Source organism: Ilyomonas limi (assembly GCF_005233845.1).
Lineage (GTDB): Bacteria > Bacteroidota > Bacteroidia > Chitinophagales > Chitinophagaceae > Ilyomonas > Ilyomonas limi.
On record NZ_SZQL01000009.1, the window covers coordinates 96,282 to 117,747 of the forward strand.

The following is a 21,466-nucleotide window of genomic DNA, read 5'->3' on the forward strand; positions in this document are numbered from 1 at the left end:
CGCATCCCAATCTTACAGTAATGAGCTGACAGATGAAGCTTTGCTGGCGTTTATGGCGGAGAGCGGAGGTGATGGTGCCCTGCAGCAGTTGGATGTGCCGCCTGCTGCCGAGGACGTGCTGGTACAGCGCATCAAGGGAGATAACAGTCATTTGCTGCTGATGGCTTTTTATTCAAAGGAAAACTATTCAAAGAAGTTCATAACCATTGAAAACGGCTTTCCTATTGTACTCAGAGATGATGGAAAAGACGTGGATAAAACAGCCGGTGATGGCTTGTACACTGCCAGAATACCTGCCGATGTACAGGCATTCAGAAAACAGGCTGTCAGCCTGGCAAAGCAGATGCGGGCAAGTGGCTATAAGCCCGTCCGCTATGTACGCCGGCAAATGATCATGGACCCTGATGCAGCAGAAGATTTTCAAACTGCACAGTTCGATGCTAATGAACCTGTCTCCATCTCCGGACTTACCAATGCGCTTGGCGCTGACTTTGCCTCCGAATCAACTCCCTCATCCGGCGAAACGTCTCGTACTGCTGTAACAGCCCTTGCTACTACACCAACTACGCTGGATTCGATTAAACAAAACAGTGTCTTTATCACCAACCTGGCTGTTGTGGAAGACCCTACACGTACCTGGAACTATTGTGATCAAACAGGCAATGTAAATGGTCCATGGACATTTGGCACTTTAATGCGTCAACTGGCATCCAAAGATCCGCTCCAGATTGCTACGGATGCGCAAGTGTCCGACTTTGTGAGGAATTGGCTGAACAGTTGGACTGTTACTCAAGTGATCAATGGAGATAGCTCATTTGCTCGCACACTCATTAACAATCAGATAATAAATCCCTGGATTACTAAGAGTAAAAATGCAGGTGCGACCGGCGGACAGTTGGACATGAGGTTTGCTCCTTTTAAACTGATTGCTATTGTAAACAGATTTGATTTGAGAGACGGACAAAAAAATGGGGTTCCCGGAAGCCCGCTCGGCGAAGCCCGGTTTGTATTTTCTTTGATAAAAAATGACTGTACAAAGTCATTACCAATGACCATTATTTTTGAATATGGCGTTAATAAACCAAATACCTGTGAAGACAAAAAGGCCTGGGCACAACAATGGGTAGATCTAAAAAACCTTACGCTTGGCAGTAGCGAATATAATCAGGCGCTTCAGAATATTACAGATCAGTATAGCTTGTGCGGAACGAATACTTCCAAACCCAACCAAAGCTCGCTTAATCAGTTGCGTACCAACGAAGTAACCTTATCGCCCGCACCCAAACAGTGGGAATTCAGAGAGTTTATTATAAATAGCACTACAGGTAATCTTGTACAATCTACTGTAGCGCAAACGCCGGCAGATAAATACAATTTAAAAATTGTTAATCCCGACGTACAGCGTATGGCCAATTACGTAAATCAAAACAGAAAGGATATTAAAGCAGGAAAGCATATTGTGCCTTTAACGTGGAAAGGGTTCCCGTTCTTAGGGGCAAACTCTCATATAATCGGACCGCCAACAGGCAATCCGCCCAACGTATTCCATTATGATGGAACCGACTCAACCAATAAAGCTACCTTTATTGTGGATAATGATGCGAGAGCAAATTTTTCGCTGGAAACCTGTGGCGGTTGCCATGCAGGCGAAACGCAAACCGGATTTACGCATGTTGATACCGCTTTCTTTGGCAAGGAAGCAGGACTTTCCGGTTTCTTAACTGGTACGGCAGGAACCGGGGGTGCTATTGATTTTGATGGAAATTCAACAAATAGTAAAATGACCATCAAAGATGCTGCATTAAGACCTTCGGAAACCAGCCCGAAGCTAAGAACGTTTAATGACATTAAAAGGCGCGCAAGTAGTTTGAAAAGTTTTGTAAGTACCACTTGCGGTACAGTTTTAAGCATCAGTTCGCAGTTAATGTTTGAACCTACCAATATGGTACATTGATAAAGGATGGTGCAGAACTGAGAATTAAAGTATTGAAATAGCGCATTTGTTTAAAAATTTTAAATTTCATTGTATGAAATTATACCAGATGTATCAAGGGAATAATTACCAGGTTGCTAAAATATGTACACCTGTTCTGATGCTGGCGATGGCTGCTTTTAGTAATCCGGTTACAGCTCAACAGAAAAAAACTTTTTTTGTGAATGAGCAAGCTAATCCCTTGAAAAGTTATGCTGTTCCCTCAAACCGCGAAAGTCATCCTTTTTTTATAGATATCGACGGCGATGGTGATCTCGACTGCTTTAGCGGAGAATATACGAACAGTCAGGTTTCAAAAATTTATTACTATCGTAATGATGGCACCAACAGAAAACCTGTTTTCAAACCAGTTAGCGGGCAGTTCAATCCCCTCTCTAAAGTGGAGGCCAACACACTTTCTATTCCATATTTTGTAGATATTGATGGCGATGGCGATTACGACTGTTTTATAGGAGAAGGCACTACAGGTGCTGTTATGTATTACAAAAATACAGGCAGCGCAACCCACCCGAATTTCCAAAAACAGTCGGCGGCATTTAACCCGCTGAGTATGGTAAAATTTTCAACTTCAGATGTCGCTAATCCTGCTTTTGCAGATATTGACGCTGATGGAGATTATGATTGCCTTATAGCAGATGAAGCGGGTTATCTTAATTATTTTAAAAATACTGGAACTGTTGATAAGCCTGTGTTTGAGCATATGGAAGACCGTGATAATCCGTTCGAATCTTTATCCTCCCAAGGCGGCATTTACAATGTTTCTTTTGAAGATTGGAACAAGGACGGGCTGATTGATTTATTCATTAATACTGCTTATTATAGGAATATTGGGACCAAAGTAAGACCTCAATTCAGTTCTGGCAGCGATGATAAACCTGTTTTCCAGGATGTATCGGCTTATAAATATACATACAACCCGCTCCGTTGGGTAGACTTAAATGATGATGGTGTGAAAGAAGTAGTTCAGGGCAGCGCAAAAGGTGGATTTGTTTATCAAACCTTTACTGCAAATAAGGGTAAAGTTGCCCATATTGCTTCCAACGTTGCAGTTCACGTGTCTCCCAACCCAAGTAGCAACGAGTTTACGTTAAGTATTTCGCCGGCCGCCCCGTCAATAATCAGGGTAATAGATGTTCAGGGTAAATTATTGTCCACTCAAATAACAGGTAGCAGTACTGTAAAATTTGGTACAGAACTAAAGCCAGGCGTTTATATTTTACAGATAATGCAAAACAATGAAGTAATATACAATCAAAAAATTATAAAAGAATAAATACAAATTTTCCCGGCTGCGCTGCGCAGCCGGGAAAATGGGATAAAAGTAGGTCCTGAGACTTGCTTCCTTTTCTGTAATGCTTCTTCTCTTACTTTTAATGCGTTCATTAAAGAATCATTGTATCGGCTGCATTCTAAGGCCAGCCAACCTAAAGGGATAATCTGCTATTGCAGAAAAGAGTTCGTCTCCTCTCCGGCGGGCTCACAAAAGAGCTTCGCAATAGAAGAATACTTACAAACTACACTATAGTTTTCATTGTTATTCTCTTTTGAAATCAGTGTCTTTTTACCTACTTATTATTCAGTAATTTTTTAAATCATCAATGCCGGCTGCTGCTGACATTTTCATCATGTGCGGTACAACATTGCCAAATAAAGGTGCCTACAAAAGATTAAAAAATTATAAAATATTTTATTTTTGTAATAAGCTATCTTTCAACCTTGCTGTAATCCCACATTGATTTGTTTTATTTATTTACAATTTGACTATACACCATGAGAACACTAAAAAGACCATTAGTAGTAGTCTCCACCCTGATTACAGTGATTTTACTTTTATCGTGGAGATATTTTGATGATTATGATACTGCATCCCAATCTTACAGTAATGAGCTGACAGATGAAGCTTTGCTGGCGTTTATGGCGGAGAGCGGAGGTGATGGTGCCCTGCAGCAGTTGGATGTGCCGCCTGCTGCCGAGGACGTGCTGGTACAGCGCATCAAGGGAGATAACAGTCATTTGCTGCTGATGGCTTTTTATTCAAAGGAAAACTATTCAAAGAAGTTCATAACCATTGAAAACGGCTTTCCTATTGTACTCAGAGATGATGGAAAAGACGTGGATAAAACAGCCGGTGATGGCTTGTACACTGCCAGAATACCTGCCGATGTACAGGCATTCAGAAAACAGGCTGTCAGCCTGGCAAAGCAGATGCGGGCAAGTGGCTATAAGCCCGTCCGCTATGTACGCCGGCAAATGATCATGGACCCTGATGCAGCAGAAGATTTTCAAACCGCACAGTTCGATGCTAATGAACCTGTCTCCATCTCCGGACTTACTAATGCGCTTGGCGCTGACTTTGCCTCCGAATCCACTCCCTCCTCTGTTTCAGGCACTTTTAATTCTCCAAATGCCCGCGCTTCCTCCGGAGTAACTGCGCTCGCCACCAAGCCAACACTTCTTGACTCCATTAAGCAAAATAGTATTTTAATTACCAACCTGGCTGTTGTGGAAGATCCCACCCGTACCTGGAACTACTGTACCCAAAAAGGAAATGTAAACGGCCCCTGGACATTTGGAACCCTGATGCGACAGGCAGCATCTAAAGGACCTGGTCAAATTGCCTCAAATGCACGGGTGTCGAACTTTGTAAAGAACTGGCTGAACAGTTGGACTGTTACCCAGGTGGTCAATGGAGATACAATAGCCGCCCGCACACTCATTAATAGCCAGATACTAAATCCGTGGGTTACTAAAAGTAAAAATGCAGGTGCAATTAACGGGCAACTGGATATGAGATTTGCCCCTTTTAAGCTGATTGCTATTGTAAACAGATTTGATTTGAGAGACGGAAGGAGGTTTGGACTTAAGGAAAAGCCGTGTGGTGAAGCGAGATTTATATTTACATTGATAAAAGACGATTGCTCAAGTGCATTGCCAATGACTGTCATTTTTGAATACGGTGTTAATATGCCAAATACCTGTGAGGCGCAGCACAATTGGGCACAGCAATGGGTAAATCTGAAGAACTTTGCACTTGGCAGCAATCAGTACAACCAGGCGCTTCAGAATATTACAGACCAGTTTACTTTATGCGGCACCAATACTTCCAAACCTAACCAAAGCTCACTTGACCAGCTACGTACCAACGAAGTAACCTTATCATCTACTCCCAAGCATTGGGAATTCAGAGAGTTTATTATAGACAGTGCAAGCGGTAATCTTAAAGAAATTACAGTAGCGCAGAACCCGGCAGATAAGTACAATGCGAAGGTAGCCAATGCCGATGTGCAGCGCATGGTAGCTTATGTAAATAACCATGCAAAAGGCATTAAAGCACAAAGAAATATAGTACCTTTAAAATTTCAGGGCGCTCCGTTTTTAGGTGGCGGAACCGAAATAATAGGACCACCAACAGGTAATCCGCCGAATGTCTTTCATTGGGATGGCACAGGCTCAGGTAATAGCTCTACTTTTATAATAGATAACGACGCGAGATTCAATTTTTCGCTGGCTACCTGTGGTGGTTGCCACGGGGGTGAAACACAAACTCATTTTACGCATGTTGATACTGCTTTCTTTGGCAAGGAGGCAAAACTTTCGGGCTTCTTAACAGGCACGGCAGGAAGTGGGGGTGCTATTGATTTTGATAATGATCCAACCAATAATCTTATGACCGTGAAAGACCCGGCATTAAGGCCTTCATCCACCAATCCTGCCATGAGAACCTTCAACGATCTTAATGCGCGGGCAAAAAACCTTAAAAGTTTTGTAAGCACCACCTGCGGTTCTGTTTTAAGCATTAGTTCGGAACTATTGTTTCAACCTATAAATATGGTAGATTAATAAAATAAGTACAGCACTTAACCTGAGCATTTTTTATAGATAATACAAAGTAATTATCAGAGCCGCAAAAGCTCAAAGAGTATAAAGCAGCATATATAACATAGTAAAAAACATGTTGTATAATTTATACTCTTTGAGCTTTTACGGCTCTGGTTTTTCTAAAGCTTTAAACTGCTTTTTAGTTTTTGTTATCCTTACTATTTTTAAGTAAGTACCTGTAAATTCCATTTCATCTCAGGGAGAAATGGAATTTTATTTTTGAATAAATAGCGCCAGCTGCTCATACGTTTCAAATGCTTTTGATTAGGTATATATGCCGCTTTTGTACCTTTTTGCTTCCTCGCTATTGTTTTTTACTCTTATTGTCCTTATTGGACCAACTATTACCAAACTAACCATTGTTCGCTAAATGAGCGCGAATTATGATTTTTATGTAGCTGTAGGCTCTTCTTTCCTATATGCAGTTTACAAAAAATTACCCCCTTCTGTTCATTATTAATCCAGTTTGATCTTTTTAAGCCAACAAATCAGGCAGGGCACAATATTTGTTTCTTGCCGCGCCAACCAATAAAAAGTCAACAGTAATGCAACAGTGGGAATATTGTTCTACATACAACCAAAATCATCCGGAATTTTTAGCCTGTTTTGTGACTGCTGATAATCGTTTTTAAGCTTTGTGAACCCACATTTATAAACTTAATTCAATTACAATCTAAAACAAAAATGCAATCAGACATGAAGAGGAGTTATACTTTTTTATTTTTTCCAACTGTAAAATCCGGAACAACTGATACGATCGCCAATGTTAATTTGTTGCACAGCAACAGTAATAATCGCATTTATAATACTGCAACCGATCTTAGGATTGCGCTTTTGCCATTACGCGTATTTATTTTACTAATGCTCTTTACCGTAACTTTTATTGAATTAAAAGCGCAGGTTACAAACACAACCGTCTTTCCTTTGAATGAATATTTAACTACGGAAAACGGCAGTCCATATCCTGTTCTTGTTCAGTCAAAACTTGATGAAATTGATACATCAATGTTTGTAAACGTAATGGATTATGGTGCTAAAGGCGATGGTGAAACCTGGGACGATGAGGCTATAGAAAGGGCATTCAATAATGCGCGTTATGGTGTAATATTTCCTGCCAATAAAACTTTTCTTGTACACAAGCTTACAACCATAACAATACCAAACAGAGATCTTACGGTGTATGCTTACGGTGCTACGATTAAAATGGATGCTTTTAGCAGATACAGTTTTTTGTCGCTTGAATATGAGCAGGGTAGCTATAATAATACGGTTATCTGGCTAGGTGGAAAATTGTGGGGCAATAAAAGAAATCAATCCTGGCCTGGCTCGCCTTCGGGAAATAATACCTGGGCAGAGGATCATGGCAGGTTCCTGGGTATCAGCTATGCAAAGTTTGCACTCGTTAAAGATGTTTCAGTTGTTGGTGTGGTAATGGACGGGATAGGACTGGAGTCTTGTAAATTGGGCGTTATAGCAGATTGTCAAGCCTGGGGCGGAGCACCGTTTACATACGCAAAAGATCAGGACCAAGGAACCTATTTTAAATGTACCCGTACAGGAAGTCAGGCCTTTTACTGTATGAACTTAGTCTGCAATGGCGGGTCAATTGGCGTGCATTATTCTACTTCTACTGTTGAGGATAATAGTCTGGCTGTAATTACCAATTGTCAGTTTAATAATCAGGCGCAGGATGCACTGCATTTTGAAGACTGCAGGAAAGTATTTATGTACAATAGTACGGTACAAAGAGACATTACCGGCGATTATGTGGCAGACATACACATTTCAAACCGTACGCAGATTGCCTCCATTAAAAGCTGCCAGTTTACAAACGCAAGAGTTGACTTTAATAATGCCAGCGATTTAATGATAGGAGTAGTAGATAGTTGCAAGTTTATATCGGAATTTAAAAACAATGATAACGGTTCTTTAGCTACTTGTTTGGCAGGTGCAACCCACTGTATTAATAGCTCCTTTTCAGGCAGAACTGATATAGAGCAAGCCTGGGCAGATAACGTAAAGAATTGCGATTTTAGCAACTTTGCTGATCTTGCTTTACGTGGACCACATGTTGCGAATAACTCTAGCTTTAAAAATGGTCCAAATCCAATGTCGCTTGCTAAGGATGGAGTCGTTGTTAATTGTACGTTTGACAACGTAGGCAATTCGGACTATAGAAAACCAGAGGATGATGACTGGAAAAAGCCGTTTTTAAGCGTGATTAATATTTATAGTGATGACAATGAATATTTAGGACGTATTACCTGTGGCGGAGCGGATAACGAGGACAAAGCCAGCATTGATGGAAATAAGACAGTTGCCAGCAGTGCCTTTTCCAGACCGCAATATTCCGGAACGTTAATTAATAAGGACACATTAAAGGGCGATAAAATGTCTTTTATTACTTCAGGCGGGGCAGCCTTAAGCATTAAAGATAATATAACCAATCAGCGCATTAGCTTATATCCAAATCCGACCACAGATGTGCTGCATGTAGCATTGAACGATAAACTTAGCGGTAAAGCAGTATTAAATATTTATGATCAGCAAGGACGCCTGATACAGACCAAAACAGTGTATAAAAATACATCTGTACTGGTAGAAACACTTGATGTACATACGCTCACAGCAGGTGCTTATGTGTTGCAAATCCTCAATGAACAACACCCGGCTTCACTCCGCTTTATTGTAGCAAGATAAAACTGCAGCATTAGCCTGAATTGATGCACACAGAACATAAAAAATAAGGGCTGTTCCAAAAGAAGAACAGCCCTTATTTTTTATGTTTTGCTCAAGACTTGCCGAAGCATGTAACCTATCATATCTCCATCTTTTTCAACTGCTGTACAGCGTAGTCTGCTGCCCTTGCGGTAAGCGCCATATAGGTAAGTGATGGATTTTGTGTGGAGGTAGAAGTCATGCAGGCACCATCTGTTACAAACACATTGCTGCACGCATGCATCTGGTTCCATTTGTTAAGTACCGATGTTTTTGGATCGTTGCCCATACGCGCTCCGCCCATTTCATGAATATCCAGCCCCGGTGCTTGTTTGCTATCATCTACCCTGATGTTGGTAAAGCCAGCTTTGGTGTACATCTCCGTCATTTGCTCCTGGAAATCTTTTACCATCTTTTCATCATTATCGTCATAAGCAATATTCACGTTGAGCAATGGCATTCCCCATTCATCTTTTTTATCTTTACTTAGCGATACAGTATTGGTTTCTTTAGGTATTGTTTCGCCCATCATGTGTGAGTTTACGTGCCAGGGACCTAACTCTTTTGAAGCTAATTGTTCTTTCAGGCTTTTACCAAAGCCATCCGTATTTCTGTTGCTATATCTTCCGGCCCCAAAGCCGGCTGCATAACCCCGTAAGAAATCTGTTTCCTGCTTATACACATTTCTGAAACGCGGAATATAAGCACTCGTTGGGCGGCGACCTTCGGTGGTTACATTTTTAAAATCATCACATTGTGCATTGATGTGCGCACGGTAATTATGAAACGCAACATATTTACCCAATACACCACTGTCGTTACCTAAACCATTTGGGAAGCGGCGCGAAGAAGAATTGAGCAGCAACAGGTTCGTGTTCAGTGCGGCCGCATTTACAAAAATAATTTTTGCATAATACTCAGTTACCTCCTTCGTATGCGCATCTATCACGCGTACGCCGGTTGCTTTGTTTTTAGTGTCGTCATAGATAATTTCCTGCACCACACTATCCGGCCGCAAATTCATATTGCCGGTTTTCATTGCCCAGGGAATCGTGGTAGCATTAGAGCTGAAATAGCCGCCAAACGGGCATCCTCGCTGGCACAGCGTACGATTTTGGCATTGCGCTCTGCCCTGGTCGAAATGGATTTGTTTAGGCTCGGTGAGGTGCGCGCAACGCCCGTATATCACGTGCCTTCCGGTGTAATTTTTTGCAACAATGCCTTTAAAATATTTCTCTACATCATTCAGTTCTATGGGCGGCAAAAATTCACCATCAGGCAGCATATCCAATCCATCTTTATTGCCACTGATGCCGGCGAATTTTTCTACATAGCTATACCATGGCGCTATGTCTTTGTAGCGAATAGGCCAATCCACCGCAAAGCCATCGCGGGCCGGGCCTTCAAAGTCAAAGTCGCTCCAGCGTTGCGTTTGGCGCGCCCACAGCAGCGACTTGCCACCTACCTGATAACCGCGAATCCAGTCAAACGGTTTCTCCTGTATGTACGGATGATCGTTGTCTTTTACAAAAAAGTGCATTGCATCTTCGCGAAAAGCATAACAACGGCTAACCACCGGATTTTTCTCGGTAATATCCACCGGCACTTGCCCGCGGTGCTTAAACTCCCACGGCATCATGTTGGTAGTTGGGTAATCTTTGATGTGCTGTACGTTGCGGCCACGTTCCAGCACCAATGTTTTTAAACCCTTTTCGCATAATTCTTTGGCTGCCCAGCCACCGCTGATGCCCGAGCCGATGACAATGGCATCGAATGTTCTGTTTTTAGTAGAATCGTTAGTATAGCCCATTTATAAAATAATACTGATAATGTGAATGAATTTATTAATAGCAGATAAACTGATGAGACCCTGATATTGCTGATGGCTTTATACTGCCACGCTGCTGATGTATTTGCCCGGTACTAATTTATATACCTGAATATTGGTAAGATAATATTTTGAACCCGTGTATGCCTGCACCGTGAGCCGCTTCAATGTGTTGTAAAAGTATTGCGCTTCGTCTTTGGCATCTTTGTGTGCCTCTGCAGCAGCAACGATGGACTGGCGCTCCTGTGGTGTGCATTGCGCAAAAGTTTTGCTGTATTCTTTTTGTACTTTTTCTTCAAACTGCTGCATACCTTTCACAAACTTTTCTCTATCGTCTGCCTTATAACAATCATTCATCATTTGCAGCGCAAAAAGGTGCGCCGATATGTCTTTAGCGCCCGGTGTATCGGTGGTGGGCAAAATGGTTTCCGCTACTTCAGCAAGCATTGCCTGCTGGTCTTCGTTGATGAGTATATTGTTGTACAGTGATACCTTTTTATTGCTTTTGCACGAAGGCAGTAAAGCAACGCCGGCAGAAAGAATAATAAATTGCTTAATGGCAGATCGTCTGTTGATGTTCATAAATCAAAATTGTAAAAAACGGGGGTAAAATATTGATATTTTTTTATCGCATAAAAGTATTTTTTAAATATTAACAAGTTTCTCCAGTGAGTATTATGGCTGTTCGCCTTAAGAAATCCGGAGCATCTTTGTATTCTCTATACTTCTCTGCAATAAAAAACTTGCCCGCCTAAACGCTTAACCGTTCAACCAGTTGCAATGCTAAAAGGTGTTGCGAAAGGGACGCATCAAAAGCCCGATAGTACTTCTTCAGTTCACCCCTAAAAAGAAAAATGCCGCCAAGCGTTTTCTTATGTTCTGAAGTATATATGGATTACTGCTGCAGTCCTACTTTGCCACTACTTCAAACTTATCTTTTGAGAACTTTTTGAAAAAGGTTAATGTGCCTTCACCATCGGATAAATAAACGGGAACAAGATTTACAAACTGATGGCTTCAACTACTGCATTTAATTCTTCCATACCTTCATTATTACTTTCTGAACAACACAGTACTTCTTCCCGTGTATTTATAGTAGCCAAAGCGATGCTATTGCAACAAGCAACGCTGTTGTCATAATGATGGCACCCAACTTTAAAAAAGTCCAGGCACTTACAGTTTGCCCTTCCCGCCGCAATGCCACCAGCCAAAGTATAGTAGCCAAAGAGCCGGTGATAGAAAGATTAGGACCCAGATCAACACCAATTAAAACGGCGCTTTTCACTACTTCTTGTACATGTGCCGCCTGAACCACATTGCCCGCAATTAAGCCTGCCGGCAAGTTATTCATCAAATTGCACACAACAGCAGTGATGCAACCACTGCCCCAAACCGTACCTGTTACGGAATGTGCAGCACTGGTATTCAGCATATTGGTAAGCATTTGTATCAGCCCGGTTTTATTGAGCGCTTCTACAATTACAAACAATCCTGCAACAAGCGGTAGAACAGACCAGGAAACGCCTTTAAGAATAATTAGAGGACTTTTTTTGGCGCGGATAATTACAATAGCAGCAGTTAATGTGCCGGTAATGGCTGTGGGCAAGCCAAGCTGCATATCCATTGCTGAGGCAGCCAGCAAAACTATGGCAGTTGCTGCGATACCCAGCATAGCTGTTTTGCCGCCCTGCGAAAGCTTTGGTACAGGTATCGTAGTTGCTATTGCTTGTTGTAACGCTTTCCGCTGGGTAAGACGTAGCATTAAAAAGGTTATTATAATAGCAAAAAAAGAAGGCACAAGATATTGCTGCAACCACCGAAACAATGGCGGCATGTGTGTTCCGTATATTACCAGGTTGGCAGGATTGGAAATGGGCAGTACAAAAGAAGCTGCATTGGCAACAAAAGCGCAGATCAGCAAATACGGAAGTGGCTTGGGTGCTTTTGCTGCTTTTACAGCAGCCGCAACTGCAGGCGTAAGCACCACTGCCGTAGCATCGTTAGATAAGAAAGTAGTAACTATTACCCCAACTACATAAATCAGCAGAAAAAGCCTGGTTGCCGAGCCCTTGGCAAGTGCAGTAGCATGCGCCGCCAGCCAGTCAAATAATTTTTCTTCCCGTGCACTTTCGGCAAGCAGCATCATGCCCGTTAAAAACAGGTACACATCCATGCCTTTGGAGATACCGGACAAACCTTCAGCAGGTACTATCAACCCAAACAAAACCAGCAAAATGGCGCCACTTACAGCCCACACTGCTTCGGGTGTTTTAAACGGACGGATAATTACACCCGTTATAGCTAACAGTGAAATGATCCAAATGCTTGTATGAGCCATACCTGATTTTGGGGCGTAAATGTAGGTCATACCAGGTTCAATTTGGTAGCCTTATAAAAGCTGTGAGCAGGATATATTGCTTAACTGAAAAAGCTTCAGCGAGAGAAGTTATACAAAGTATATTCTCTGTTCCTCTTTGTAAAACTTTGCTCCCCCTGCGTCTTAGCGGTTCAAATAATTGTTTCTGAATAATAAAGCAGCGATGTAATGAAGATTAATCCTTCTTCATGCAGAAAGCGGTTAAACTGTATTGTTTCTTTTATAAATCAACCGGATAAATGTTGGTAATACAATTAATAACAATGGCATAGCTACAATAAAGCCACCGATTACTGCAATGGCAAGCGGCTGGTGCATTTGTGCACCGGTACCAATGCCCAAGGCAATGGGCATCAAGGCAATAATAGCCCCCAATGCAGTCATTAATTTAGGGCGCAACCTTGTAGAAATAGAATAAATGACTGCACCTGTAACGTTACCGGTTTGCAACCATTGTTCACGAAATTGCAGGAAAGTAAAAATGGCATTTTCGCCAACAATACCCACAATCATAATAATGCCGGTATAGCTGCCTACATTCAACTCGGTGCCAGTGATATACAATCCTAAAAAACTGCCGGCAGCACCTAACGTAGCAATCAGCAAAATGGCTAATGCAATGAGGTAATCTTTAAACAGGAAAAGAATTACGCCAAACACCAGCAACGCGCCGCTTATCAATATCAGCAACAGTTCATTAAACGATTGTTGCTGGCTGGCATAATCGCCACCATATTCGATGGTATAGCCTGGTGGCAAATGCACCTTGGCAGCTACCTGCTGTTGTATATCCTGCACAGTGCTGCCGAGGTCGCGATTTTCAAGCCGCGCTGTTACAACGCCCATTGATTGCATATCCTGCCGTTGTATTTCGGCGGTGCCGGGCATAACATGTACATCCACCAAAGAGCCAATAGGTTGCAGTTGACCGTTGGGCAAGAACACCTGTAGATTTTTAATTTCATTCAAAGTCAATGTTCGATTGCCGGGATATACCATGCGGATGTTGCTCATTTCATTTTTGTCAAACACACTACCCACTATATTGCCTTCCAATGCAGTTTGCAACTGGTATTGCAAATTGACTGGTGTAATGCCGTATTGTTGTAAATTAATAGCATTTGGAATTACATTGATAGAAGGACCGGCAATGGTAATGCCGTTAAACACATCGGCAGTGCCTTGTACGTTTTCTGCAATATCTGCAACTTGTGCTGAAAGCTGCTGCAACGTATTTTGGTCGTTGCCAAAAATCTTTATTTCTATCGGCTGAACAGAAGTCATTAAATCGCCGAGCATGTCACCAATAACTTGTCCAAAATCTACACGCAAGGCAGGTTGCGTACTTTCTATTTGCTGACGTATATCGTCAATCACCTCATCAGTAGTTTTGTTTCTGTTCTTTTTTAACTCAATCAAATAATCACCGGTATTAGGTTCGGTAATAAAAAAGCCCATCTGCGTTCCGGTTCGGCGCGAGTAAGCCTGTACATCGGGGTGGTGCACAATTATTTGTTCTACCTGGCGCAGCATACGATCCGTTTCTTCTAAGGATGTGCCCGGTGGAGAAGTATAATCCAATACAATACTGCCTTCATCCATCTGCGGCAAAAAGCCGGTTTGCAGGTTGGGAAAAATAAGGATGGCAGCTACTATCAAAGCAGCAATAATAAGAAAGCTGATGTATGGCTTCTTAATAAAAAATTCTACCCATTTTTGTTTCTTTACTTCATGTACTTTTATCCTTTTTCCATTCCTTTTTGAAAACAATAAATAGATAACCGGCAGCAACAGCCAGGTAACAAAAAACGAGCACGCCAATGTAATAATCATCGAGTTGGTCATTACTTTAAAATAAGCACCTGCAACGCCCGACATAAGCATGAACGGCAGAAAAATAACAATGGTACTTAACGAAGAACCCACCATTGCCGGAAACAAATAACGAATGGCTTTTTGTACCAGCGCCAAAGAAGGCTCTTCGGGATGTTCCTCATGTGTGCGATGGATTTGTTCCACCACTACAATGGCATCGTCTATTATTAAACCAATGGCTGCTGCAATAGCACCCAAGGTCATAATATTAAGCGTTTGACCAATGGCATACAGCACAATTAACGTAAGCGCCAGCGTAACCGGAATGGTAAACAATATAACAGAACTCGCTTTTACAGAACGTAAAAAAACAATGGCAACAACAATAGCTAACAGCAAGCCAATCCATAAACAATCAGTAACACTTTTAATGGTATTCTGTACAAAATTGGCTTGCACATAGTAAGGCTTGATGGTTACATCTTTTGGCAATAAGTTTTGCAAGGCTTTTACCTTTTGTTCCATTTGTTCAGATACATCAATCAGGTTGGCATCAGGTTGTTTAATAATGGCAAGCAGAAGGCCTTCGTGCCCGTTGGCATTGATTTTTACATATTCTTTCGCTTCCTGTATTTCCACCTTTGCAATGTCTTTAAGCAACACAATACGCTTGCTGTTATTGCTAATCACTACATTTTCCAACTGCTCTTTGGTGCGTACCGAAGCATCGGTAACGGTTAAATACATAAGCCGGTAATCAGATAAATAACCATTGGATTGAATAAAGTTGGCGTTACTTAAAGCGGTGCTGGTAAAGTTGGGCGTAATGCCCAACCTGTTCATTTTTTGCACATCTAATTCCAGCCAGTATTCTTTGGTTTTACCACCAATCACCCTTACTTCCGATACACCTGCTACCTGCGATAAAAACGGCTTGATGGTGTACATTGCCAGCAGTTTCATGGCTATCGGTGACCGCTCTTGGCTCTCCAATGAATAACCGATAACAGGCAGAATAGATGGATTCATTTTTTGCACAGTTATCTGCACGCCTTGCGGTAAATCGTTTCTTATTTCGTTAATCTTCGATTCAATGCGCTGCTGGCTGATATCTACATTTGCATCCCAGTTGAGAAAGGCAGATAACTCGCAACTGCCACGGCTGGTGGTGCTGCGGATGGTTTCTAAGTCGGGTACTTGCTTAATAGCATTTTCTAATGGCCTGGTTACGGTAATCATCATCTTATCTACCGGCTGCTGACCTGCATCAGCAATGACTTTTATCTTTGGAAAAGTAATCTCCGGAAACAAAGAAGTCTGCATTTTAGAATAGGCAAATGCACCGCCTAAAATGAGGATAACGATGAAGACCGTTAACGGATTTTTATAGGTAACAAAAAAGTTGCGCATGGTTTATTTGTTTGCCACTAAGACACTAAGCTTTTTATGTTTTATATTTCTTAGCACCTTCGCGTCTTTGCTGTTTTATCACTCGCACATTACCTCATCATTTTCACCTTTGCTGTATCGCCCAAACCATAATTACCGGTAAGCAGTATGCGTGCTGAATCATTCAATGGCGGCGATATAATTTCCACTTTATCATTCTTTTCTATACCTTTTTGCACAGGCAGCTTTATCGCAATAGAATCATTCATCAACTGCATTATCCAAAACTCCGTTTGCTCTTCATTACTCAATACAGCTTCTTTGGGCAATATAGTGGCGAATGGCTTTGCTGCTTTTACCAGGTTTACCTTTGCTACCAGATTTTCCGGTACCAGTTTAGCAGTATTTACTTTAACAACGAGACGCTGTGTTTGTGCAATAGAATCTACGGTTGGTAAAGCCGATTGTATATACCCCTGCAACACAGTGCTATCGGGCAAGCGCAATTGTACGGCATGGTTGAGTGATAAATAAGGCTTCAATTCATAAGGTAAATCCAATAAAAAAGCAAAGCTGTTGTTGTCGCTTATTTCGGCAAGTTGCTCACCATCCTGTACGTAGTTGCCTGCCGTATAAGTAAGCTGTGTAATGTAGCCGCTGCCCGGCGCTTTCACGCGCACAATACCTTCAAAATGTAGGGATGTATCGATGCTATTGATGGTGTTGCCGAGTGCTTCTGCCTCTTTTGTTTTGATGGTAAACAGCGTTTGTCCTTTGCTTACATACTGCCCAATATGCGCGTTGGCTGATTGCAAGTAACCCACCGCATTAGCTTTTACATACGTCTTTAATAGAAACGATGAAACAGCATTGACTTCTACCGTTTCACTTATGTTTTCATGCATAGGATGGGTAATAGTTACGGGCGTTACAATATCTTCCGGTGAGGACTCTTCCCCGCTGTCATCAGCAGTAGCATTTTTGCACGACTGCATTATACAGGCAAGCAGGAATATCGTAACAAGACTTACATATTTATTCATCGTTTGTTCCAGTAATTGATTTGGGTAATGATTTGTAATTGATTTACCACATTTTGCGTTATCACATTTTGTGTGTTTAAATAATTGTTGATGGCAATGATGTAATCGGCAATATGCACATCGCCGGTTGCTAATAACTTACTATTTGCCTGTATTAATCCGCGCACGTATTTTAATTGATTATTTGTTTCATTAATAAGTTGTCCTGTCATCTGCAATTGCTGTGTAAGCTGAGCAATTTGTTGGTTGTATTGTGTGATAAAGAAGTCACGGTAGTTTACTCTTGTTTGTTCTAAAATGTTCAGCCTTTTATGTAATAACTTACGCTGCTTGCCATCGTAAATAGGTACTATAATATTCATGCTGGCACTTGCACCAAAATTTTTATAAGGCAAGTATGCTAACGATGATACATAGCCTGCATCGGCACCAAGACTTACTTTGGGTTTGTAAGCTATATCTATTTGTTTACCTGCATTTATCAATAACAAACTATCTATTCCAAATTTTTGATAAAAGACAGACGTATTCATTTCGGGTAACTGCTCCAGCGCAATGTGTGGCGAATCCAGCGGTGTTAAAGTAGTATCAAACAAACCACTGATAAAGTTGAGTGTTGCAAAGTCATTTTGATATTGCATTCTTGCCTGTGTAATAGCAAGATGTTGCTGTTGTAACGTAACTAAAAAAGTAAGGTAATCCGTTTGCCGATATACACTTGCCCGTGTGAGCTTTTTAAGAATGGTATCTTCCTTGGACAATAAATCATACACTTCTTTATTAAAAGTGTATTGCCGCCAGCTTCCATACGCAGCAATGTATGCTGCAATGATAGTTCGTCGCAAATCCTGCCCGGTTATTTTACTTGCAATCGAAATGGAATCGTTGAGCAACTGAATGCCATTAAACTGTATTTGCAAATTTCTTTTACTCACCAACTGCTTGGAAGTACTTATTGTTTCGCTGAAGTTGCGCAGGTTGGTAATTACTTCGTCGTAGCCATAGCCTTTGATTGTAGGTGCATAATAGTTGGTGCTAATACCGCTTACCTGTGGCTTATAGCTGGCAATAATGCGTAAGCTGTCTATATGGTTCAGCAGAATATTATTGGCATTCTCTTTTAGTAAAGGGCTATTTTGTACGCCCTGATTAAGGTAGTAATCTAAATTCTTTTCCTGTGCATATACTGCTAATGGCAATAGGTACATCAGGATAGCAACGCACCATTTAGTTAAGCTATTGAAAAGGGTAAATATTTCGTGCTCATGTAAAAAAAATAGAATGCTGTTGCAAGTATTATTGCACCACTTGTTTTTATCTCCGGTAAATACTTTTTCCATTGCTTCAAGCCAAAGCTATTGTGTGGAAGCCATAAAAGTAAACGCTTTCTGTTGTATTGTTTTGAATTAACGGAAGCTTGTAATAAAAAACCCGCAACATAATAGCGGCTGCAGGTTTTTCTATTTTTCAAAGCTTATTGTTTATCGGAATGACCGAGGTGCTTCTCAGGATTTATCTTATCTCTTATCAGTTGTTTTAACTCTTTAATTTCAGGAAATCTGCCCTGTTCTTTTCTATCGAAAACCTTCTCTTCATTGATGTAAATGGTATAGCGGCCGCTTACTTCGGCCGGCTGTAAAGAAACGCCTTTCAAGTCTTCGGAAAATGTGGTTAATAGCTCCTGCGCCATGTAAGCTGCACGCAACAACCAACCGCATTTCGGGCAATATTCAATGATAACAAGGGGCTTCATTTGATGACCAATATTTGCACAACAAATATCAGCTTTTATATGGCAGAATAGCGCATTAAGTTATAAACGTTGCATAAACACCAGTCCTTGTATTGGTTAATGAACTACGTTTTTTCCCTTTTTATTTCTGATTAATCACCGTTTCAATAATCAAAAACTGGGCTTCCTCCAGGCATTCGACATATATAGATGCAGTATCCCAAACACCCAGTGCATCGCCTTTTTGAAGCGTGTTATTGCCAATGCGAATGCAGCCTTCTATCGTATGAATGAACAAGCATTTATTCAGCGGATTGAAAGTATAATCTACTGTATTGCCTTCAAAATGCGCTAATGAAAGCCTTGCATTTTGGTTAATCCAGCAATGCGCCAACCCTTCTTCACCAGATACAATGGTGGTCAATTTATTTTTCCTTTTCTCCAGCGGAAAACTGCGGAACTGATAACGTGGTGCGATGTTCTGTAGTTTTGGTTGAATCCATATTTGCAAAAAATTCACTTCTTCTTCTCCTACATTGTATTCTTCATGTCGCAAGCCACTGCCGGCACTCATTATCTGCACACCACCTTCTTCAATTATTGTACTGTAGCCAAGTGTATCTTTATGGTTCATCTTGCCCTTCAACAATACTGAAATAATTTCCATATTCACATGCGGATGAATGCCAAAGCCTTTGCCCGGCTGCAGGTAATCATCATTAAATGTAATGAGCGTACCAAAGGCACTTTTTGACGGATTGGAATAATCGCTGAAACTAAAATGAAAGTTGCTTCTCAACCAGCCCTGGTCTTTTATGCCGCGTTCGGATGCAGCAAAGAATTGTGTTTGCATAGTGGTGGTGTTTTATTTATTGGTGAGCAGGAAGTCCTCGTAAAATAACATTCGCATGGCGCAATTCATCTTCATTAATGGTGTGCCCCATATTGTTGTAAATCTCTTCTGTAACTACTGCACCCATGTTTTTTAAGATGTTGGTAGTTGCATATACTCTTTCTACCGGCACATGAAAGTCGGGGTTGCTGCTGCCAATAAAAACGGGTGTTCCGGCAAAGTTGCCTGCATAGTTTTGAGGGTAAATGTTATCGCCAATCAGCCCGCCGGTAAACGCAATAATGCCGCCATATTTTGTAGCGTTTCTTGCTGCAAATTCCAATGTCAAACAAGCGCCTTGCGAGAAGCCTAATAAGTAAATTTGTTCGTTAGCAATGCCTTTATTATTAAGATATGCAACGGCTTCCTTTACTATATTCAAAGCCGATGATAACCAGGGTTCATTTTGTGCCGGTGGTGCTAAAAAGGAATAAGGATACCAGGTATTATTGGTAGCCTGCGGAGCTACCAGTGCAAAATCTTTTACATCCAGATAATCAGCCAATGAAAGTATATCCTGCGCATGTGCACCGCGCCCGTGCAGCATAATCAAAGCTTTGTTTGCTGACGATACATCAACGCCTGCGGTTATAATATTTTTTGTGTGCATGACACTAAGTTTTTAACATGAATACCTTACGAATTGCACGAATTATTTTAGATAATGACTGAACCGATATTTACTGATTAAACTGATTCATTCACTTAACAAATCTTTTCCTATCCGTGCCGCAGCGGCGTCATCCATGTCTGTCGACAGGCATCCGTGTGCTATAGAATTCGTGTAATTAGTGCAATTCGTATTTGAATAATTCGTGCTCTATTATTTATAATTTTCTACATTAAAGCTTACCGGCGCTACTATTTTTTCTATCTCGGTGCGGTAAGGCTCATATTGTGGGGGCAGTTTGAGCGCTTCGCCCAAATGCTGCAGTTCTTCATCAACTGCAAAGCCGGGGCCTGCCGTAGCAATTTCAAACAATACACCACCCGGTTCGCGGAAATAAACAGAAGTAAAATATTGCCTGTCGAGCACCGGTGTTGGATTCAACATGCGTTGTGCAATCTTTATTCTTGCCTGCTCCTGTGTATTGGAGTCTGGTGTAGCAAAAGCAATGTGATGCACGGTGCCATTACCGCCCAATCCGCGCAAGCTATCAGGCGTACACAAAATATCTATATAATTACCGGGTGTATTGGTTGCTGCAAAACGAAAACGGTTTCCTTTTTCTGCTATCAGTTGATGATCCATTTGCTCGGTGAGTAAACCAGCGGTGCGCTCGTAACCTTCAGCCCAGATTTCTGCATTGTAAAAGCCCTTGATGGCGTATTCGGCAGGAACAGGCCCGTGCGCATAGCCCGGACGTTTATCTGTATCATTAAACACCAATTCTAAGCCTAAGCCATCCATATCTTCAAAATAAATAACCACCTCGCTGCCAAAGCGTTCCTGTGCAGGCTTGTAGTTGATGTTGAATTTTTTTAAACGCTGTTGCCAGTAAGCCAAGCTTGCTGTTGGAACCGAAAACGTAGTTGTATTCAACATGCCTTTGCCGTGGCGACCATTTTGTATGTTGCCGTATGGAAAAAACGTAAGAATACTGCCGGGTAAACCTTGTTCATTGCCATAATAAAAATGATATACTTCCAGTGCATCAAAGTTTACCGTTTTCTTTACCAGCCGCAGGCCTAAGATACCTGCATAAAAATCTATATTTTTTTGAGCATCACCGGCTATTGCCGTAATGTGATGAATGCCTGTAATTAATTGGGACATATTGCTAAAATTAATCGTTATAA

At 41.4% G+C, this 21,466-nt stretch carries 14 protein-coding genes; 4 read left to right on the top strand and 10 right to left on the bottom strand.

Going from position 1 to position 21,466, the window contains the following annotated elements; genetic code table 11:
• The 4 genes from FC093_RS12315 to FC093_RS12330 all read left to right on the top strand — a co-directional run.
• Positions 1-1,954 (top strand): choice-of-anchor X domain-containing protein (locus FC093_RS12315; protein ID WP_170971073.1); only part of this gene is annotated, 1,954 nt, incomplete at its 5' end.
• 73 nt (positions 1,955-2,027) lie between these two features.
• Complete coding sequence (locus FC093_RS12320) at positions 2,028-3,266, top strand: T9SS type A sorting domain-containing protein (protein WP_137262095.1); 1,239 nt, start codon at positions 2,028-2,030, stop codon at positions 3,264-3,266.
• 497 nt (positions 3,267-3,763) lie between these two features.
• On the top strand, positions 3,764-5,833 hold the full coding sequence (locus FC093_RS12325; RefSeq protein ID WP_137262096.1) for a choice-of-anchor X domain-containing protein: 2,070 nt from the start codon (positions 3,764-3,766) through the stop codon (positions 5,831-5,833).
• A gap of 735 nt (positions 5,834-6,568) precedes the next feature.
• Positions 6,569-8,572, top strand: a complete 2,004-nt coding sequence (locus tag FC093_RS12330; RefSeq protein WP_170971074.1) for a T9SS type A sorting domain-containing protein — start codon at positions 6,569-6,571, stop codon at positions 8,570-8,572.
• A gap of 118 nt (positions 8,573-8,690) precedes the next feature.
• Here the strand turns inward: FC093_RS12330 and FC093_RS12335 are convergent, their stop codons facing one another.
• The 10 genes from FC093_RS12335 to FC093_RS12380 form a co-directional block, all read right to left on the bottom strand.
• Positions 8,691-10,400: a GMC oxidoreductase gene (locus FC093_RS12335; RefSeq protein ID WP_137262098.1), complete on the bottom strand. Its 1,710-nt coding sequence runs from the start codon at positions 10,398-10,400 to the stop codon at positions 8,691-8,693.
• A gap of 78 nt (positions 10,401-10,478) precedes the next feature.
• Positions 10,479-11,000 carry a gluconate 2-dehydrogenase subunit 3 family protein gene (locus FC093_RS12340; protein WP_137262099.1) on the bottom strand — a complete coding sequence of 174 codons (522 nt, stop codon included), beginning with the start codon at positions 10,998-11,000 and terminating at the stop codon, positions 10,479-10,481.
• Positions 11,001-11,508: 508 nt separating this feature from the next.
• Positions 11,509-12,756 (bottom strand): arsenic transporter, encoded by a 1,248-nt coding sequence (locus FC093_RS12345; protein WP_137262100.1) that lies wholly within the window; start codon positions 12,754-12,756, stop codon positions 11,509-11,511.
• Between the two features lie 240 nt (positions 12,757-12,996).
• The gene (locus FC093_RS12350; RefSeq protein WP_137262101.1) at positions 12,997-16,020 is read right to left on the bottom strand and encodes an efflux RND transporter permease subunit; all 3,024 of its coding nucleotides are present in this window, start codon (positions 16,018-16,020) and stop codon (positions 12,997-12,999) included.
• 89 nt (positions 16,021-16,109) lie between these two features.
• Positions 16,110-17,042 carry an efflux RND transporter periplasmic adaptor subunit gene (locus tag FC093_RS12355; RefSeq protein ID WP_137262102.1) on the bottom strand — a complete coding sequence of 311 codons (933 nt, stop codon included), beginning with the start codon at positions 17,040-17,042 and terminating at the stop codon, positions 16,110-16,112.
• Complete coding sequence (locus FC093_RS12360) at positions 17,039-18,382, bottom strand: TolC family protein (protein ID WP_137262103.1); 1,344 nt, start codon at positions 18,380-18,382, stop codon at positions 17,039-17,041. The genes FC093_RS12355 and FC093_RS12360 overlap by 4 nt, the downstream gene beginning before the upstream one ends.
• Before the next feature lie 134 nt (positions 18,383-18,516).
• Positions 18,517-18,795 (bottom strand): SelT/SelW/SelH family protein, encoded by a 279-nt coding sequence (locus FC093_RS12365; protein ID WP_137262104.1) that lies wholly within the window; start codon positions 18,793-18,795, stop codon positions 18,517-18,519.
• A 121-nt stretch (positions 18,796-18,916) separates the two neighbouring features.
• Positions 18,917-19,627, bottom strand: a complete 711-nt coding sequence (locus tag FC093_RS12370) for a pirin family protein (RefSeq protein WP_137262105.1) — start codon at positions 19,625-19,627, stop codon at positions 18,917-18,919.
• Positions 19,628-19,643: 16 nt separating this feature from the next.
• Entirely contained in the window at positions 19,644-20,276 is a 633-nt protein-coding gene (locus FC093_RS12375; protein WP_137262106.1) for an alpha/beta hydrolase, read from the bottom strand.
• 213 nt (positions 20,277-20,489) lie between these two features.
• Positions 20,490-21,443, bottom strand: a complete 954-nt coding sequence (locus FC093_RS12380; RefSeq protein ID WP_137262107.1) for a ring-cleaving dioxygenase — start codon at positions 21,441-21,443, stop codon at positions 20,490-20,492.
• Between the last annotated feature and the right edge of the window lie 23 nt (positions 21,444-21,466).

Bases quoted from the DNA above. Each gene is read 5' to 3' on its own strand.
- FC093_RS12320 (WP_137262095.1), top strand. From the start codon at position 2,028: ATGAAATTATACCAGATGTATCAAGGGAATAATTACCAGGTTGCTAAA.
- FC093_RS12325 (WP_137262096.1), top strand. From the start codon at position 3,764: ATGAGAACACTAAAAAGACCATTAGTAGTAGTCTCCACCCTGATTACA.
- FC093_RS12330 (WP_170971074.1), top strand. From the start codon at position 6,569: ATGAAGAGGAGTTATACTTTTTTATTTTTTCCAACTGTAAAATCCGGA.
- FC093_RS12335 (WP_137262098.1), bottom strand. From the start codon at position 10,400: ATGGGCTATACTAACGATTCTACTAAAAACAGAACATTCGATGCCATT.
- FC093_RS12340 (WP_137262099.1), bottom strand. From the start codon at position 11,000: ATGAACATCAACAGACGATCTGCCATTAAGCAATTTATTATTCTTTCT.
- FC093_RS12345 (WP_137262100.1), bottom strand. From the start codon at position 12,756: ATGGCTCATACAAGCATTTGGATCATTTCACTGTTAGCTATAACGGGT.
- FC093_RS12350 (WP_137262101.1), bottom strand. From the start codon at position 16,020: ATGCGCAACTTTTTTGTTACCTATAAAAATCCGTTAACGGTCTTCATC.
- FC093_RS12355 (WP_137262102.1), bottom strand. From the start codon at position 17,042: ATGAATAAATATGTAAGTCTTGTTACGATATTCCTGCTTGCCTGTATA.
- FC093_RS12360 (WP_137262103.1), bottom strand. From the start codon at position 18,382: ATGGAAAAAGTATTTACCGGAGATAAAAACAAGTGGTGCAATAATACT.
- FC093_RS12365 (WP_137262104.1), bottom strand. From the start codon at position 18,795: ATGAAGCCCCTTGTTATCATTGAATATTGCCCGAAATGCGGTTGGTTG.
- FC093_RS12370 (WP_137262105.1), bottom strand. From the start codon at position 19,627: ATGCAAACACAATTCTTTGCTGCATCCGAACGCGGCATAAAAGACCAG.
- FC093_RS12375 (WP_137262106.1), bottom strand. From the start codon at position 20,276: ATGCACACAAAAAATATTATAACCGCAGGCGTTGATGTATCGTCAGCA.
- FC093_RS12380 (WP_137262107.1), bottom strand. From the start codon at position 21,443: ATGTCCCAATTAATTACAGGCATTCATCACATTACGGCAATAGCCGGT.